We start from the raw sequence: 16923 nt of genomic DNA on the forward strand, positions 1-16923 counted from the left end.
TTTCCCATGACTTAGCGGAAATTTACGCTACGGTCGCTGGTCATGTCATACAACTGGAACTTACGCCCAAGTTGCTGACCACCGTCACGCGTCAGCGGCGTCCAGCCAATCGCCGCACGGCTGCGTGTCGGGCCAGACGAGAAGAGATCCAACGGTACCGAGACATACACGCCTTTGGTGAAGTCCCCTTCGCCGTACTCCTCTTTCGAAACGTTGGTGATCGTGGCATAGCCACCCACCACCACGCCGCTGTCAAAGCGTTTAGCGATCTCCAGCGTGCCGCCTTTATCCCCTGCCAGATACTGCCCGACGCTGGCTTTCACCAACACGTCCTGGGCGAAAGATGGCGTCCAGTAGGCGGTCAGATGTCCGGTTTTCACGCTGTAGTCGGTGAATTTCATCATATCTTTTGCACTACGCCAGTCGCGCTGTTTAACGTAGTTGGCATCCAGACCAAACGCCCAGTTACTGTCCAGCGGACGATACAACACTTCGGCCCCCGCACCGCCAAACATGGTTTCGAGATAACCTCCATAGACCTGACCGTAGAAGCCGTTGCCCAGATGCTGGAAGTAGTTGGCTTGCAGGTTATTCACATAGACATCGTTCTGCACATACTCGCGCACATGGGTACGAACGCGCGGTAAGTGCGAGTCCTGCGGTGGATTGGTGTAGTTAAACTTGTCGTAGTTGTTGGCAAGATTTGCAAACAGGCTGCCGGTGGTCAGTAGATGGTCCGTCAGCCACAAATCTGCCGTTCCCATCACGCCCAGCTGATACATGTAAAAGTTTTCCGGGCCACCGACCGACTGGTTCAGCACCGGATCGATATGGAAATCAAAGCGTGATTTGTCGATATACCAGCCCTGCTCGGTGGACTTCGGAACCACTGGCTCGACGCGTTTGTGCGCCAGCGTCGTTTCGTGGCCCAACGGCTCTCCGGCGAGATGATTTTTCAGGCTGGCGACATCGGTTTCCGTCGTCACTTGCGGCATGTTAAGGCGATTTTCCGTAATGCGGATCGTTTTGATCCCATCCGGCAGATCGTTCATCACGATCCGATTAGCACGGATGATCCCTTCGCGCGAATCACGATATTTCACCTGCTCGCCGGTAACATACAGCGTATCGCCTTTCGCCTGGATCTGCGGATCGGCAAGTCCGGCGTTGTATTTCAGCAACGTTAACTGATTCGCCACCACCGAATGCTGCAAAATGGCATCCTGCGGCTGCGGTTGATATTGCGGGCGGGCGTTATCGATGTAGGACGGGCGCAGATCGTTAAAGTTGGTGCGCAGCGTGACGCCAAACATAAAGGTGTTGCCACGTTCATAGCTAAGGTTAACGTCGGCCCAATCGGTAACGCGATAAATCGCCCCGACGTTAAACTTACTTTTTTGCTCCAGCTTCCCGGCAAAATCCTGCTGATAATTATTACCTTCATACTCCAGTTTCAGACGCAGCGGTTGCCAGGGCGTCTGGTATTCCACGCCGCCAAACAGTGAGGCAGGACCGTGGAACATCTGGCTACCGTCGATAGATCCCGCCTGTTTGTAGCTGTTATCGCGATAGCAATATTTATCACTGGCTGAACAGAGCGGATTTTTTACATTACCGCTGGTGCCCAGATATCCCCAGCCCAGGCCGAGCGTAAAATCGAACGGCCCCCAGGCTTTGCTGGCAACAAGATATTCCGCATCAAACAGCCCCGTACCGCCGATATCCCGCGCACCAACCGCCACTTGCGGCAGCCAGTAACTCTCTTCCCACAAACGCAGTTTGAGATCGAAGGCTTTATCTTTATACGTTTGATCGCCAGAGAACGCTTCGACGCTGCTGTACTGCCGGGTGCGCACGTCGGTGTAGCGCAGCGTTGTTTCCAGCCACGGGAAGAGTTGCACTGAAGCTGAGTAATAACGGTACTGATCGTTATCGCGATAGTTCAGACTCAACTCCCCTTCCCGTGCCATACGCGCGGTGGGAGTTTGTAATAATCCTACGCCACCGAAATCCGACTGCGACGGACCAATGGGCGCAGGATATGTTTCGCCGTAGCAAGCTGTGCTAATGCCCAGCGCCAGTAAGCTAAGCAGATGTCTTTTTTTCATTATTGGGGTATCCGCTGCGTCAGAGTCTGAAGAATGTCGGCGTTAAGGGCATCAGGCGTCTCACTCCAGACGGAATCTGCGAGGCCAACATAAATAATGCTGCCGGGCATCGGCTCTACGTGACGCTTGTTCCAGTAAGCCACCGGCGCTTTTTGCGTGCGTCCGTCCGGGTAAACGACCCACGCGTAGCTGCGATCCGCACCGCTGAGCAGGCTCTGGTCAGAGAGATAGCTCGCCACGTCGCGACCTGGAGTGAATGGCTGATTGCCAGGATGGCTGATAAGCCCGAACAACGTGACCGTGGACGGCGGTGGTCCGACCCACAGCGTGTAGTTGCCCTGCAACGGCGGGTTACCGCGTTCGGCAACGCGGACGATATCGGGATCAAGATTGATTTTTTGCCTGCCTGTCACTTTCAATGCCTGGATTTGCTGGCGTAAGGCGTTAATGGCGGCGGCATCGTCGGTGCTGGAATCTGCGCCCTGTTCTGCCAGCCGTGTCAGCAACGCCTGCTGCTGACGCAATGCTGCCGCCGTTGCCAGCTCTTCGCTAATCACCGCACCAGGCCACCAGCTGTTTGCCAGTCGAGGTTGCCCTACCAGATCGATTAAATGCTCTGCGCCCGTTAGCGTTTTGGCCTCACTGCTGCCATTGCTGAACACCTTGACGGTTCCTGCCGCGAAGACCGATGACGCTCCCACACTCAAAAGCAACGCGACAATAGTTTGTTTAATCATTGTTTTGCCGCCTTGATGAGAGTGGTTTTCACCGGGAAATAATCCGCGCCGAGATACTGTTCCGACTGGCGAATTTGCCCTTCGCTGTCGATCCAGTAGCGGTTATGCCAGCGCGCCTGGTCGGTGGAGACTTCTTCGTCCAGCACGCGAACCAGGGTTTCATCGCTGCCGACCTTGACGGTATCGGTGCCATCCCATTTGAAGACTGAGCGTGCGGTGGCGTAGCGTACCTGCTGGTACTCGGTCCAGCCCATCGTGCGCGTCCATGTTGCACCATCAACAATTTGTGCGGGTTTAATCAGCGGGTCGGCGGCAAGGTTATTCACTTCAATCAGGTTGTCGCCGCCAAGCAAAGTCTTCACCAGACGACCATGTTGTGTGACAAGAGTGGCTTGATCCTGAGTGACCCATTTTTGTTGTCCGTCTTCAGCGAAGGCCAGCACCACAAACAATTGCGGCCCGCCATTAAGCTGCATGTACTGGCTGGCGTAGGGCATATTTTGAATATCATCGTCCGTCAGCTGTACGCCTGGCGTGCCGAACAGACTGTCCCACAGTGAATTGCCCAGCTCTTTAGTCGTGGCTGAACAGGCCTGTAATAGCAGGCAGATAAGAATGAGTGCAGGTCGCTTCACGACTCTTCTCCAGAGGGGCAGAATAACCACACCGGAGTGTGGTTATGGTAAATCCCTTCATACTTCAAGCCACAGATGCAATGACTCAAATTATTTTGGGGATACATACTTTATTACTGGGTACTGGTGGTCGTGGTTGTGGTGGTCCCGGTATTAGAACCATCACCGCCACCGGTTGCCGCGAGCGCGACACCCACCGCCGAGCTTACGGTGCTGACGCTGGTCGCGGAGGAACTCCCCGCCGAAACCGACGTTGCTGCCGACTCTGCCGCTTCGCCCACCTGTACAGGTGCAGCCCACGCAGAAGTCGCCGCAAGCGCAGATATGGCAAAAATGCCATACAGAACTTTTTTCATAACAATTTCCCTTCATTGAATGAATGGAGATTTACCCAAAAACATTTCGGGCGGGATCGAGTATACACAACTAAAGCATGCGAATTACGGCGCGGGGAATTAGCGATGGAGTTTTAGGATAATTGGAATGAATATCAAATATAAGTTTCAACTTATATTTAAATAACAATAAAAATCATAAGCTTAAAATAAAAAACAAAAGTAATTAATCTGCGTATTCTCCGAAATAAACAACGATTAAAAATCTATTTTAGGATTAACCTCACGGTATGATTTCCGTTAAATCACAGACAAGGGGATTTATCTGATAAAACAATGCCGACTTATTGTCGGCATTGTTTTTAAGGTTATTTAACTCCTCATACTATGCATTAATGTCGATATTGGCATCAGGCTCCGGTTGCCGGATGCGGCGTAAACGCCTTATCCGGCCTACATATCGGCATCAGGCACGCATGATGATTAACCGCGCCACGCTTTATAGCGGTTAATCAGACCATTGGTCGAGCTATCGTGGCTGCTGATTTCTTTATCATCTTTCAGCTCTGGCAGAATACGGTTTGCCAGTTGTTTACCCAGCTCCACGCCCCACTGGTCGAAGGTGAAGATGTTCAGGATCACGCCCTGAGTAAAGATTTTGTGCTCATACAGCGCAATCAACGCACCCAGGCTGAACGGAGTGATTTCGCGCAGCAGGATGGAGTTGGTCGGGCGGTTACCTTCGAACACTTTGAACGGCACCACGTAGTCAAGCGTTGCCGGATCTTTACCCTGATCGCGATATTCCTGCTCAACCACTTCGCGGGATTTACCAAACGCCAGCGCTTCGGTCTGGGCGAAGAAGTTAGACAGCAGTTTCTGGTGGTGATCAGAGAGCGGGTTATGGGTGATAGCCGGGGCGATGAAATCGCACGGTACCATTTTGGTTCCCTGGTGGATCAGCTGGTAGAACGCGTGCTGACCGTTAGTGCCTGGTTCACCCCAGATAATCGGGCCAGTCTGGTAATCCACAACGTTACCGTTACGGTCAACATACTTACCGTTGGACTCCATATTGCCCTGCTGGAAGTACGCCGCGAAACGGTGCATATACTGGTCATACGGCAGAATCGCTTCAGTTTCCGCACCAAAGAAATTGTTGTACCAGATGCCAATCAGCGCCAGCAGGACAGGCAGGTTTTTCTCGGCAGGCGTGGTGGAGAAATGCTTGTCCATTGCGTGTGCGCCAGAAAGCAGTTCAACGAAGTTATCAAAGCCGATGGAGAGAACAATCGACAGGCCAATCGCTGACCACAAAGAGTAACGGCCGCCGACCCAGTCCCAGAACTCGAACATGTTGGCAGTATCAATACCAAACTCGCCAACGGCTTTGGCATTGGTTGAGAGCGCCGCAAAATGTTTCGCAACGTGTTTTTCATCACCTGCCGCTTTCAGGAACCAGTCACGCGCGCTATGGGCGTTGGTCATGGTTTCCTGAGTGGTGAAGGTTTTAGATGCTACCAGGAACAGCGTGGTTTCCGGGTTTACTTTTTTCAGCACTTCCGAGATGTGAGTCCCATCGACGTTAGAAACAAAGTGCATGTTCAGGTGGTTTTTGTACGGACGCAGTGCTTCGGTCACCATGTACGGGCCGAGGTCAGAACCGCCGATCCCGATGTTCACTACGTCAGTGATTGCTTTGCCGGTATAACCCTTCCACTCACCGGAGATAATCGCTTCCGAGAAGGTTTTCATCTTCTCCAGCACCGCGTTGACTTCTGGCATAACATCTTTGCCATCAACCAGAATCGGGGTATTGCTACGATTACGCAGCGCTACGTGCAGCACGGCGCGGTTTTCAGTGCGGTTGATCTTCTCGCCAGAGAACATCGACTTAATCGCGCCCGCCAGATCGCACTCTTTCGCCAGATCCTGTAATTTCGCCAGCGTCTCTTCAGTGATGCGGTTTTTGGAGTAATCCACCAGCATCTGATCGTCGAAGGTTGCGGAGAACTTAGAAAAACGATCGCCGTCTTTAGCAAAAAGATCGGCGATCGTAACGTCTTTCATTTCATCGAAGTGTTTCTGTAGTGCCTGCCAGGCAGCGGTCTGCGTTGGATTGATGTTTTTCATTAGCAATACTCTTCTGATTTTGAGAATTGTGACTTTGGAAGATTGTAGCGCCAGTCACAGAAAAATGTGATGGTTTTAGTGCCGTTAGTGTAATGTTGAGTGTAAACCCTTAGCGCAGTGAAGCATTTATTAGCTGAACTACTGACCGCCAGGAGTGGATGAAAAATCCGCATGACCCCGTCGTTGACAACCGCCCCGCTCACCCTTTATTTATAAATGTACTACCTGCGCTAGCGCAGGCCAGAAGAGGCGCGTTGCCCAAGTAACGGTGTTGGAGGAGCCAGTCCTGTGATAACACCTGAGGGGGTGCATCGCCGAGGTGATTGAACGGCTGGCCACGTTCATCATCGGCTACAGGGGCTGAATCCCCTGGGTTGTCACCAGAAGCGTTCGCAGTCGGGCGTTTCGCAAGTGGTGGAGCACTTCTGGGTGAAAATAGTAGCGAAGTATCGCTCTGCGCCCACCCGTCTTCCGCTCTTCCCTTGTGCCAAGGCTGAAAATGGATCCCCTGACACGAGGTAGTTATGTCTGAAATTGTTGTCTCCAAATTTGGCGGTACCAGCGTAGCTGATTTTGACGCCATGAACCGCAGCGCTGATATTGTGCTTTCTGATGCCAACGTGCGTTTAGTAGTCCTCTCGGCTTCTGCTGGTATCACTAATCTGCTGGTCGCTTTAGCGGAAGGGCTGGAACCTGGCGAGCGATTCGAAAAACTCGACGCTATTCGCAACATCCAGTTTGCCATTCTGGAACGTCTGCGTTACCCGAACGTTATCCGTGAAGAGATTGAACGTCTGCTGGAGAACATTACTGTTCTGGCAGAAGCGGCGGCGCTGGCAACGTCTCCGGCGCTGACAGATGAGCTGGTCAGCCACGGCGAGCTGATGTCGACCCTGCTGTTTGTCGAAATCCTGCGCGAACGCGATGTTCAGGCACAGTGGTTTGATGTACGTAAAGTGATGCGTACCAACGACCGATTTGGTCGTGCAGAGCCAGATGTAGCCGCGCTGGCGGAACTGGCCGCGCTGCAGCTGCTCCCACGCCTCAATGAAGGCTTAGTGATCACCCAGGGATTTATCGGTAGCGAAAATAAAGGTCGTACAACGACGCTTGGCCGTGGAGGCAGCGATTATACGGCAGCCTTGCTGGCGGAGGCTTTACACGCATCTCGTGTTGATATCTGGACCGACGTCCCGGGCATCTACACCACCGATCCACGCGTAGTTTCCGCAGCAAAACGCATTGATGAAATCGCGTTTGCCGAAGCGGCAGAGATGGCAACTTTTGGTGCAAAAGTACTGCATCCGGCAACGTTGCTACCCGCAGTACGCAGCGATATCCCGGTCTTTGTCGGCTCCAGCAAAGACCCACGCGCAGGTGGTACGCTGGTGTGCAATAAAACTGAAAATCCGCCGCTGTTCCGCGCGCTGGCGCTTCGTCGCAATCAGACTCTGCTCACTTTGCACAGCCTGAATATGCTGCATTCTCGCGGCTTCCTCGCGGAAGTTTTCGGCATCCTCGCGCGGCATAATATTTCGGTAGACTTAATCACCACGTCAGAAGTGAGCGTGGCATTAACCCTTGATACCACCGGTTCAACCTCCACTGGCGATACGTTGCTGACGCAATCTCTGCTGATGGAGCTTTCCGCACTGTGCCGGGTGGAGGTGGAAGAAGGTCTGGCGCTGGTCGCGTTGATTGGCAATGACCTGTCAAAAGCCTGCGGCGTTGGCAAAGAGGTATTCGGCGTACTGGAACCGTTCAACATTCGCATGATTTGTTACGGCGCATCCAGCCATAACCTGTGCTTCCTGGTGCCCGGCGAAGATGCCGAGCAGGTGGTGCAAAAACTGCATAGTAATTTGTTTGAGTAAATACTGTATGGCCTGGAAGCTATATTTCGGGCCGTATTGATTTTCTTGTCACTATGAGGTAGCCTGAGTTTAACGGACACTCCTTCCTGAAATAGAATGGCATCAGAAGGAGCTAATAATGAGCAGAAAAACCGTAAGCGCCCCGAGAAGTACGTAGCGTAAGGATTATTTTACAGACGAGAAGTTCCAGGGCAGCAGTTCATGCACTTGGTTCGACGGCCAGTCATTGAGCTTCTCGATCACTTCGCGCAACCAGTCCTCCGGCTCCACTTCGTTCTGTTTGCAGGTGACCAGCAGACTGTAGATGATCGCCGCACTTTCTCCTCCCTTGTCTGAGCCGAAAAAGAGATAATTTTTTCTTCCAACCGCCACCGATCGTAACGCGTTTTCACCGATGTTGTTGTCTATTTCCACCCAGCCGTCACGACAGAACTCGTTCAGCGCATTCCAGTGATTCAGGATATAGTCGAACGCCTTCGCCATCTCCGCATGTTTCGACAGCGTTTTCCTCTGCAACTGTATCCAGTCGTACAACGACTGCATCAACTGGACGCTTCTGGCTTTTCTGACTGCAAGCCGTTCCTCTGCCGGACTGCCACGTATCTCCGCTTCTATGTCGTATAACTCTGCTATCCGTCTGAGCGCTTCCTGAGTCATTTCTGTCGGACGGCGCACATCCTCGTCATGGATTTTTCGGCGGGCGTGGGCCAGGCACCCGGCTTCCTTCACCCGGCCCGTTTCGTACAGTACGTTATAACCTGCATAGGCATCAGCCTGCAGTACGCCCTGATACTTTGCCAGGTGGAGCTGCGGATGTTCTCCTTTGCGATCTGCCGAATACGCGAACCAGACGGCTGCCGGCAGGGATGAACCCGCATTACGATCATCCCTGACGTATACCCACAGACGACCCGTTTTCGTCTTTCCGTTCCCCGGGGCCAGTACTTTCACCGGAGTGTCATCTGCGTGCACCTTTCCTGCCTCCAGAACATAGTCATTCAGCGCTATATACAGAGGACGGAGTTTGTCTGCCATTTCTGATACCCAGCGCACCATGGTATTACGGCTCAGCTCCACGCCCTGTCGCGCGTATATTTCTGACTGGCGATATAAAGGGATATGTTCCATATATTTGCTGACCAGGATCCGTGCAAGTAACCCTGCACTGGCATAACCGCGTTCGATCGGTTTAGGAGGAAGTGGTGCCTGAACGATGACATCACACCGGCTACAGGCCAGTTTGGGACGTATGGTTTCGATAACTTTAAAGGCGGTATTAATGATATCCAGTTGCTCTGAGATTGTTTCCCCCATTTCTTTCAGAACACCTCCACAGGCCGGGCAACTGGTTTCAGCAGGCAGAAGGCGATGTGTCTCCCGGGGAAGTTCTGCCGGCAGCGGTTTTCGTGAAGATTTTCGTCCCGGGGATTCAGGCTTACTGGCGATCGGGTTTTCTGACGGGGGACTGGTGTCAGGTGAATCTGTGACTGACGATGCATCTTCCAGAAGATTTCTGGCTGTGTTCAGCCGGTTTTCCAGTTCCGACAGTCGTTTTTCTGCCTGTCGGATCTGATTTTCAAGCTTATGACGCTTTTTCTCTGAACTCTGGCCGAACAACATACGACGCAACCTGTCGAGTTGCGCTTTCAGCCGTTCAATTTCCTGCTCATAGCCCGCGACCTGACAGGCATACTGTCGAAGCCGACTCTGTTGCTTACGCAACATGGCTTTAAGCAGCTCAATATCATCGGGGAGTTCATTGTTCATTCCCTTGTTTTATCACGGGTTATATCCGGATGCCAGGCCGTTCTGTCCGTTTGGGATGTTGCCACGCGATCCCCTCCAGTAGCATGGATAACTGAGCTGGCGTCAGGTGTACTTTCCCTTCCCGGGTCACCGGCCAGACGTTTGGCGAACAGGCATAACCCGTCACGATCGGCCCACAGTATTTTCACCATTTTGCCACTGCGGCCCCGGAAGACGAAGATATGCCCGGAGAACGGGTCATCTTTCAGCGTGTTCTGCACCTTCGAAGCCAGGCCATTGAAGCCACAACGCATATCTGTGATGCCAGCGATGATCCAGATTTTCGGTACCGGTCGGCAGCGTTATCATCGGATACCCCCTTTCATTTCGCGGATTAGCGCCCGTAACAGTTCCGGAGTGAGAGGGTCAAACAGTTTTACCACACCTGATTTAAGATGCAGCTCGCACCGTGGGACGTTTCCGGGAGCCCCCTCAGGGCGCTCATCATGCTTGTTACGCCAGAAGGGATTTGTAACTGGTCTGGTCGGCTCCGGCGTATCAGTCAGTGCCACCGGGACAGGCATGCATTCCTGTATGTCATCATCGCTCAGTAAGCCGTCCTCGTACTGGCTTTTCCATTTAAACAGCAGGTTATTATTGATATCGTGTTCTCTGGCGATCCGGGCAACAACAGCCCCAGGCTGTAACGCCTGCTTAGCCAGACGGACCTTAAATTCACGGCTATAGCTGGTTCGCCGTTCTTTTCGCCATGAGCCTTCTCTGATTTGAGGCTCTGTTAATTCCTTCTTTCTGTTGGCATAAAGGATGGCGTCAAGTTGAGCGAATGAAACTGAATCGGGCAATGGCCATGCGATACCGGATGCAAGAAATCGCTGAAAAAGCGTATGTATTGTGGAATGACTGAGACCCAGACGCTGAGCGATGGCCCGGATGGTCAGTTTATCTTCAAATCTTAAACGCAGGGCATCAGGCAAATAAGAACGGAAGCAGGGAATATCTTTTGTTGTCTGGGAATTCATCGTTCGTGTCCATCAATATAGATGGGCGCGATTGTTGCCAGACAGGACAATTTTCACAAGACGTCGCTGATGGGGCGCTTACGAATCTCCAGACAACCAGTATCACTTATTTAAGTGATAGTCTTAATACTAGTTTTTAGACTAGTCATTGGAGAACAGATGATTGATGTCTTAGGGCCGGAGAAACGCAGACGGCGTACCACACAGGAAAAGATCGCAATTGTTCAGCAGAGCTTTGAACCGGGGATGACGGTCTCCCTCGTTGCCCGGCAACATGGTGTAGCAGCCAGCCAGTTATTTCTCTGGCGTAAGCAATACCAGGAAGGAAGTCTTACTGCTGTGGCCGCCGGAGAACAGGTTGTTCCTGCCTCTGAACTTGCTGCCGCCATGAAGCAGATTAAAGAACTCCAGCGCCTGCTCGGCAAGAAAACGATGGAAAATGAACTCCTCAAAGAAGCCGTTGAATATGGACGGGCAAAAAAGTGGATAGCGCACGCGCCCTTATTGCCCGGGGATGGGGAGTAAGCTTAGTCAGCCGTTGTCTCCGGGTGTCGCGTGCGCAGTTGCACGTCATTCTCAGACGAACCGATGACTGGATGGATGGCCCCCGCAGTCGTCACACTGATGATACGGATGTGCTTCTCCGTATACACCATGTTATCGGAGAGCTGCCCACGTATGGTTATCGTCGGGTATGGGCGCTGCTTCGCAGACAGGCAGAACTTGATGGTATGCCTGCGATCAATGCCAAACGTGTTTACCGGCTCATGCGCCAGAATGCGCTGTTGCTTGAGCGAAAACCTGCTGTACCGCCATCGAAACGGGCACATACAGGCAGAGTGGCCGTGAAAGAAAGCAATCAGCGATGGTGCTCTGACGGGTTCGAGTTCTGCTGTGATAACGGAGAGAGACTGCGTGTCACGTTCGCGCTGGACTGCTGTGATCGTGAGGTACTGCACTGGGCGGTGACTACCGGCGGCTTCAACAGTGAAACAGTACAGGACGTCATGCTGGGAGCGGTGGAACGCCGCTTCGGCAACGATCTTCCGTCGTCTCCAGTGGAGTGGCTGACGGATAATGGTTCATGCTACCGGGCTAATGAAACACGCCAGTTCGCCCGGATGTTGGGACTTGAACCGAAGAACACGGCGGTGCGGAGTCCGGAGAGTAACGGAATAGCAGAGAGCTTCGTGAAAACGATAAAGCGTGACTACATCAGTATCATGCCCAAACCAGACGGGTTAACGGCAGCAAAGAACCTTGCAGAGGCGTTCGAGCATTATAACGAATGGCATCCGCATAGTGCGCTGGGTTATCGCTCGCCACGGGAATATCTGCGGCAGCGGGCTTGTAATGGGTTAAGTGATAACAGATGTCTGGAAATATAGGGGCAAATCCACGGTATGACCGGAAGCGACGCTGATTCCAGTCCCCAACTGACCGCCTGCCGTAAATCACTTTAATTTCAGCAGTTGTTATTAAAGGATACCCTTTTTACGAGGGTATCCCTTCAGACTGATAACAAACGCTACATTGCCGGATGTGCTGCGCTTACCAGGCCTATATAACCCCTGCAATATATTGAATTTATTGTTTTTGTACCCCAGTCGGCATAAACGACCACTCAAGAAACTCAACAGCAACCGTTGATGTCAGCCAGACCCCGTTTTCCGCTTGCCAGAAAGGGATGCCTCGTTTCGCCATTTCCTGTGCTTTGACGGTTAAGACAACCGGCGATCCGTGTCTTGCTCCCACTTTGCGTGCCGTTGCTTCATCAGCAGAGAGATGCACGTAATGACGATCCCCTGCAATCAGCCCCTGTTTTTTTATCTCGTCAAGGAAACGGCTTGCCGTACCGTGGTAGAGAAACTGTGGCGGTGTTTTTTCGGCAAAGGAAATAGCGACCTGCGAAGTCGAATGCCCCTGAACCGCGCGGATGCACCTACCATCACTGGAATAACTAAAACGCTTTTTATCGCTGGTTGCGACCACGGTATCCAGCAATGCACGGGTTAATCGCTTGCCCGCTTTTTGGGCACAAAGTATGAGCTTATTGATATCCGCCCATCCTTCACGGTCCAGTACGATACCAATCGCCTCCGGTTTGTGTCGGAGGACAAAACTTAAAAACTTGCTCGTATCCGCCAGCTCTTTTTCGTTGTACTTTGCCATCGCGTTTTCGTCCCTGGATTTTCTGTTTTTATTTACTAATGTCATTGTCACTGGGTTTATGAATTTTCTGCAACTCAATCCTGCGCAGAACCTTTTCCACACAGCGTAATTTTTCCCCTATGCAAAAAACGCATAGCCAGAAACATACTTGCATTTTCCCCATACCCACATGGCTGATAAGGTTTTTCAGTTCCAGGAATTTTCCTGGCTCAAGCAACACACAAACACAAAAAAACAATGGGGATTGTTATGACACAACAAGGGGATGCTGTAGCCGGGGAGCTGGCGACAGAAAAAGTGGGCATTAAAGGGTATCTGGCTTTTTTTCTCACCATAATCTTTTTTCCCGGTGTTTTTTCCGGAACAGACAGCTGGTGGCGCGTTTTTGATTTTTCCGTTCTGAACGGATCGTTTGGGCAACTGCCTGGTGCGAATGGAGCCACCACCTCATTTCGCGGGGTGGGTGGCGCGGGGGCTAAAGATGGCTTTCTCTTTGCGCTGGAGCTGGCACCGTCAGTCATTCTCTCTCTGGGGATTATTTCAATTACCGATGGTCTTGGCGGATTACGCGCCGCGCAGCAGTTAATGACACCTGTGCTAAAACCGTTGTTGGGCATTCCAGGGATCTGCTCGCTGGCACTGATCGCTAACCTGCAAAACACGGATGCCGCCGCCGGTATGACCAAAGAGCTGGCGCAGGAAGGTGAAATTACCGAACGCGATAAAGTGATTTTCGCCGCATATCAAACCAGCGGTAGCGCCATCATCACCAACTACTTCTCTTCCGGCGTCGCGGTGTTTGCCTTTCTGGGCACGTCCGTAATCGTACCTTTAGCCGTCATCCTGGTGTTTAAATTTGTCGGAGCCAACATTTTGCGCGTCTGGCTTAACTTCGAAGAACGTCGCAACCCAACGCAAGGAGCGCAAGCATGACAACTCAGGTCCGCAAAAACGTCATGGATATGTTTATCGATGGCGCGCGCCGTGGCTTTACTATCGCCACGACCAACCTGCTGCCAAACGTGGTGATGGCGTTTGTCATCATTCAGGCGCTGAAAATTACCGGCCTGCTCGACTGGGTGGGGCATATCTGTGAACCCGTAATGGCGCTGTGGGGATTACCCGGTGAAGCGGCAACCGTCCTTTTAGCCGCATTAATGAGTATGGGCGGCGCAGTCGGTGTTGCCGCCAGTCTGGCAACCGCTGACGCATTAACCGGCCACGATGTCACCGTTTTACTGCCCGCAATGTATTTAATGGGCAACCCGGTGCAAAATGTCGGTCGCTGCCTGGGGACAGCCGAAGTGAATGCCAAATATTACCCGCATATCATTACGGTCTGCGTGATTAACGCATTGCTGTCGATCTGGGTTATGCAGCTTATTGTTTAACAAGGAGTTACCATGATTGATTATACCGCAGCCGGTTTTACCCTGCTGCAGGGAGCGCATTTGTATGCGCCGGAAGATCGGGGAATTTGCGATGTCCTCGTCGCTAACGGCAAAATTATCGCCGTTGCCAGCAATATCCCTTCTGACATTGTACCGAACTGCACGGTTGTCGATCTCAGCGGGCAGATCCTCTGCCCAGGTTTTATTGATCAACACGTCCATTTGATTGGCGGTGGCGGCGAAGCAGGTCCCACGACGCGCACGCCGGAAGTGGCGCTAAGTCGCCTGACGGAAGCGGGCGTCACGTCAGTGGTTGGTCTGCTGGGCACCGACTCTATCTCTCGCCACCCGGAATCCCTGCTCGCCAAGACCCGTGCGCTCAATGAAGAAGGCATCAGCGCCTGGATGCTGACCGGCGCTTATCATGTCCCTTCCCGCACTATTACGGGTTCCGTGGAAAAAGACGTGGCGATTATCGATCGTGTGATTGGCGTGAAATGCGCCATCTCTGATCACCGTTCTGCCGCACCGGACGTTTATCACCTGGCTAATATGGCGGCAGAATCCCGCGTTGGCGGTTTGCTCGGCGGTAAACCTGGCGTCACCGTGTTCCACATGGGCGACAGTAAAAAGGCGTTAAAGCCTATTTATGACCTGCTGGAAAACTGCGATGTGCCGATCAGCAAGCTGCTGCCGACCCACGTTAACCGCAACGTACCGTTGTTTGAGCAGGCGCTGGAGTTCGCGCGCAAAGGCGGCACCATCGATATCACCAGCAGCATTGACGAACCGGTCGCCCCTGCCGAAGGTATTGCCCGCGCCGTTCAGGCGGGTATTCCGCTGGCACGCGTCACCCTCAGCTCCGACGGCAACGGTAGCCAGCCGTTCTTCGATGACGAAGGGAATTTAACCCATATCGGTGTTGCAGGTTTTGAAACGTTGCTGGAAACCGTGCAGGTGCTGGTCAAAGACTATGATTTCAGTATCAGCGATGCCCTGCGCCCGCTCACCAGTAGCGTAGCCGGTTTCCTTAACATGAGCGGGAAAGGCGAAATTCTGCCAGGCAATGACGCAGACTTACTGGTCATGACGCCAGAATTGCGCATTGAGCAGGTATACGCTCGCGGCAAACTGATGGTCAAAGACGGCAAAGCCTGCGTGAAAGGAACGTTTGAAACGGCTTAAACGGTTGTCAGCCGCCCTAATGGACGTAGAATGCCCCCAAGGGCGGCTGACAGAGTAAAACGTAATGGATGACTGTGGTGCGGTTTTGCATAATATTGAAACCAAATGGCTTTATGATTTTCTGACTCTGGAAAAATGCCGCAATTTTTCCCAGGCGGCAGTCAGTCGCAACGTCTCGCAACCGGCATTCAGCCGCCGCATCCGTGCACTGGAACAGGCGATTGGCGTTGAATTGTTTAACCGCCAGGTGACGCCACTGCAACTCTCAGAACAAGGGAAAATCTTCCATTCGCAGATCCGCCATCTGTTGCAACAGTTAGAAAGCAACCTTGCAGAGCTGCGTGGCGGCAGCGATTACGCGCAACGTAAAATCAAGATAGCCGCTGCACACTCTCTTTCCCTCGGTCTGTTACCGTCCATTATCAGCCAGATGCCGCCGCTCTTTACCTGGGCAATTGAAGCCATTGATGTCGATGAAGCGGTCGATAAACTGCGTGAAGGGCAAAGTGACTGTATTTTTTCCTTTCACGACGAAGATTTGCTGGAAGCGCCGTTTGACCACATTCGCTTATTTGAATCTCAATTGTTCCCTGTCTGCGCCAGTGACGAACACGGAGAAGCACTTTTTAACCTCGCGCAGCCACACTTTCCGTTACTGAATTACAGCCGCAACTCCTACATGGTGCGATTGATTAATCGCACCCTGACGCGCCACAGTGAGTTAAGTTTCAGCACCTTTTTTGTCTCTTCGATGAGCGAGCTTTTAAAGCAGGTTGCCCTCGACGGCTGTGGGATTGCCTGGCTGCCGGAGTATGCCATCCAACAAGAAATTCGCAGCGGGCAGCTCGTTGTGCTGAATCGGGACGAACAGGTGATCCCGATTCAGGCCTACGCATACCGGATGAATACCCGCATGAATCCAGTTGCCGAACGCTTCTGGCGTGAACTGCGCGAGCTGGAGATTGTGCTTAGCTGACATTCTCAAGCGTCGCACTGCGCCAACCGCCATTATCCCAGACCAGATCAAACGTTAGCGGTTCATCGTCGTGGTACAGCATTATCTCAAGGCTGATCGCCAGAGTGTGGCAGTACGCTTCTTTCAAATTAACCTGCAACGCCGCAATCCGTGGCTCATGAAATAACAGTGCAGAACGCAGCTGACGGCAATACCAGCTCTGGAGATGTTTGTCGCTCGGGTTATGCACTTGCCACTCGGGCATGCCTGAAACAAGTAATGACGGTAATGCCGAATGAGGAGAATTAAAAAGAGTGAGGAGATCGCTGCATACCGATTTACGCAGCAATGACGTTTTATTGCCTGAAATTTCAGGTAAAACAGCCTGAAGTGATTGGCGCATCATTTTGCGCACTCCTGACGTTTAGCAACATATGCGGCTTGCCCTGAACACCGGGCACCACTGTATTGATGCTCATTTTCCATAGCCATTCCCTTTTGTTCATTACATCCATGTCAGTCTGAGACAGGCCTGAATCCTGTCAGCAAAGTATAAAACCTTACTTGCCTATGAATATCTACTGACTTTTCAGGAAAAAAGTCATGATTTGA

The 16923-nt window shown here is 52.3% G+C and carries 16 protein-coding genes and 2 other annotated features; of the genes, 7 read left to right on the top strand and 9 right to left on the bottom strand.

What is annotated here, in order from left to right; genetic code table 11:
* Window positions 1-11 precede the first annotated feature (11 nt).
* The 5 genes from yjbH to pgi form a co-directional block, all read right to left on the bottom strand.
* Window positions 12-2108, bottom strand: a complete 2097-nt coding sequence (gene yjbH, locus SF4176) for a hypothetical protein (protein NP_709890.1) — start codon at window positions 2106-2108, stop codon at window positions 12-14.
* A complete protein-coding gene (gene yjbG / locus SF4177; protein ID NP_709891.1) occupies window positions 2108-2845 on the bottom strand; it encodes a hypothetical protein in 738 nt (245 codons plus the stop codon). Before yjbG ends, yjbH begins: the two co-directional genes overlap by 1 nt.
* Window positions 2842-3510, bottom strand: a complete 669-nt coding sequence (gene yjbF / locus SF4178; RefSeq protein NP_709892.1) for a hypothetical protein — start codon at window positions 3508-3510, stop codon at window positions 2842-2844. The genes yjbG and yjbF overlap by 4 nt, the downstream gene beginning before the upstream one ends.
* Before the next feature lie 83 nt (window positions 3511-3593).
* The gene (gene yjbE / locus SF4179; protein NP_709893.1) at window positions 3594-3836 is read right to left on the bottom strand and encodes a hypothetical protein; all 243 of its coding nucleotides are present in this window, start codon (window positions 3834-3836) and stop codon (window positions 3594-3596) included.
* A 462-nt stretch (window positions 3837-4298) separates the two neighbouring features.
* Entirely contained in the window at window positions 4299-5948 is a 1650-nt protein-coding gene (gene pgi, locus SF4180; protein ID NP_709894.2) for a glucose-6-phosphate isomerase, read from the bottom strand.
* 524 nt (window positions 5949-6472) lie between these two features.
* Here pgi and lysC point away from each other — a divergent pair.
* Window positions 6473-7822 (top strand): aspartate kinase, encoded by a 1350-nt coding sequence (gene lysC, locus SF4181; protein NP_709895.1) that lies wholly within the window; start codon window positions 6473-6475, stop codon window positions 7820-7822.
* 133 nt (window positions 7823-7955) lie between these two features.
* Window positions 7956-10690: a mobile genetic element, on the top strand.
* Here lysC and SF4182 read toward each other — a convergent pair.
* Together SF4182 and SF4184 are read right to left on the bottom strand one after the other, a co-directional pair.
* The gene (locus SF4182; RefSeq protein ID NP_709896.1) at window positions 7988-9589 is read right to left on the bottom strand and encodes an insertion sequence element ISSfl4 transposase; all 1602 of its coding nucleotides are present in this window, start codon (window positions 9587-9589) and stop codon (window positions 7988-7990) included. It overlaps the preceding feature by 1602 nt.
* Window positions 9934-10608, bottom strand: a complete 675-nt coding sequence (locus SF4184; RefSeq protein ID NP_709898.1) for an insertion sequence element ISSfl4 transposase — start codon at window positions 10606-10608, stop codon at window positions 9934-9936. Its footprint lies within the feature at window positions 7956-10690.
* Window positions 10691-12007: a mobile genetic element, on the top strand.
* Between SF4184 and SF4185 the strand changes: the two genes are divergently transcribed.
* Window positions 10723-11133 (top strand): IS2 repressor TnpA, encoded by a 411-nt coding sequence (locus SF4185; protein NP_709899.3) that lies wholly within the window; start codon window positions 10723-10725, stop codon window positions 11131-11133. (Overlaps the previous feature by 411 nt.)
* A complete protein-coding gene (locus SF4186; protein NP_709900.1) occupies window positions 11091-11996 on the top strand; it encodes an IS2 transposase TnpB in 906 nt (301 codons plus the stop codon). Its footprint lies within the feature at window positions 10691-12007. The genes SF4185 and SF4186 overlap by 43 nt, the downstream gene beginning before the upstream one ends.
* A gap of 188 nt (window positions 12008-12195) precedes the next feature.
* On the opposite strand, the gene yjiI is transcribed toward SF4186, so the two are convergent.
* Window positions 12196-12882 carry a hypothetical protein gene (yjiI, locus tag SF4187; protein NP_709901.4) on the bottom strand — a complete coding sequence of 229 codons (687 nt, stop codon included), beginning with the start codon at window positions 12880-12882 and terminating at the stop codon, window positions 12196-12198.
* A gap of 135 nt (window positions 12883-13017) precedes the next feature.
* On the opposite strand from yjiI, the gene yjiH reads away from it, so the two are divergent.
* From yjiH to yjiE, 4 genes are all read left to right on the top strand, one after another.
* The gene (gene yjiH / locus SF4188) at window positions 13018-13713 is read left to right on the top strand and encodes a hypothetical protein (RefSeq protein ID NP_709902.2); all 696 of its coding nucleotides are present in this window, start codon (window positions 13018-13020) and stop codon (window positions 13711-13713) included.
* On the top strand, window positions 13710-14171 hold the full coding sequence (gene yjiG / locus SF4189) for a hypothetical protein (RefSeq protein NP_709903.1): 462 nt from the start codon (window positions 13710-13712) through the stop codon (window positions 14169-14171). The genes yjiH and yjiG overlap by 4 nt, the downstream gene beginning before the upstream one ends.
* A 12-nt stretch (window positions 14172-14183) precedes the next feature.
* Window positions 14184-15356, top strand: coding sequence for an isoaspartyl dipeptidase (gene iadA / locus SF4190; RefSeq protein ID NP_709904.1), 1173 nt, complete (start codon window positions 14184-14186; stop codon window positions 15354-15356).
* A gap of 64 nt (window positions 15357-15420) precedes the next feature.
* On the top strand, window positions 15421-16332 hold the full coding sequence (gene yjiE, locus SF4191; protein ID NP_709905.1) for a cell density-dependent motility repressor: 912 nt from the start codon (window positions 15421-15423) through the stop codon (window positions 16330-16332).
* On the opposite strand, the gene iraD is transcribed toward yjiE, so the two are convergent.
* Window positions 16325-16726 (bottom strand): DNA replication/recombination/repair protein, encoded by a 402-nt coding sequence (gene iraD, locus SF4192; RefSeq protein NP_709906.2) that lies wholly within the window; start codon window positions 16724-16726, stop codon window positions 16325-16327. The genes yjiE and iraD overlap by 8 nt on opposite strands.
* Window positions 16727-16923 lie beyond the last annotated feature (197 nt).

The sequence above is a fragment of the Shigella flexneri 2a str. 301 genome (assembly GCF_000006925.2).
In the GTDB taxonomy this organism is placed as follows: domain Bacteria; phylum Pseudomonadota; class Gammaproteobacteria; order Enterobacterales; family Enterobacteriaceae; genus ECMA0423.

Excerpts from the sequence above, each read along its gene's own strand:
- yjbE (NP_709893.1), bottom strand. The coding sequence starts at position 3,836 with ATGAAAAAAGTTCTGTATGGCATTTTTGCCATATCTGCGCTTGCGGCG.
- yjiE (NP_709905.1), top strand. The coding sequence starts at position 15,421 with ATGGATGACTGTGGTGCGGTTTTGCATAATATTGAAACCAAATGGCTT.
- SF4184 (NP_709898.1), bottom strand. The coding sequence starts at position 10,608 with ATGAATTCCCAGACAACAAAAGATATTCCCTGCTTCCGTTCTTATTTG.
- yjiG (NP_709903.1), top strand. The coding sequence starts at position 13,710 with ATGACAACTCAGGTCCGCAAAAACGTCATGGATATGTTTATCGATGGC.
- yjbG (NP_709891.1), bottom strand. The coding sequence starts at position 2,845 with ATGATTAAACAAACTATTGTCGCGTTGCTTTTGAGTGTGGGAGCGTCA.
- pgi (NP_709894.2), bottom strand. The coding sequence starts at position 5,948 with ATGAAAAACATCAATCCAACGCAGACCGCTGCCTGGCAGGCACTACAG.
- SF4182 (NP_709896.1), bottom strand. The coding sequence starts at position 9,589 with ATGAACAATGAACTCCCCGATGATATTGAGCTGCTTAAAGCCATGTTG.
- lysC (NP_709895.1), top strand. The coding sequence starts at position 6,473 with ATGTCTGAAATTGTTGTCTCCAAATTTGGCGGTACCAGCGTAGCTGAT.
- iadA (NP_709904.1), top strand. The coding sequence starts at position 14,184 with ATGATTGATTATACCGCAGCCGGTTTTACCCTGCTGCAGGGAGCGCAT.
- yjiH (NP_709902.2), top strand. The coding sequence starts at position 13,018 with ATGGGGATTGTTATGACACAACAAGGGGATGCTGTAGCCGGGGAGCTG.
- yjbH (NP_709890.1), bottom strand. The coding sequence starts at position 2,108 with ATGAAAAAAAGACATCTGCTTAGCTTACTGGCGCTGGGCATTAGCACA.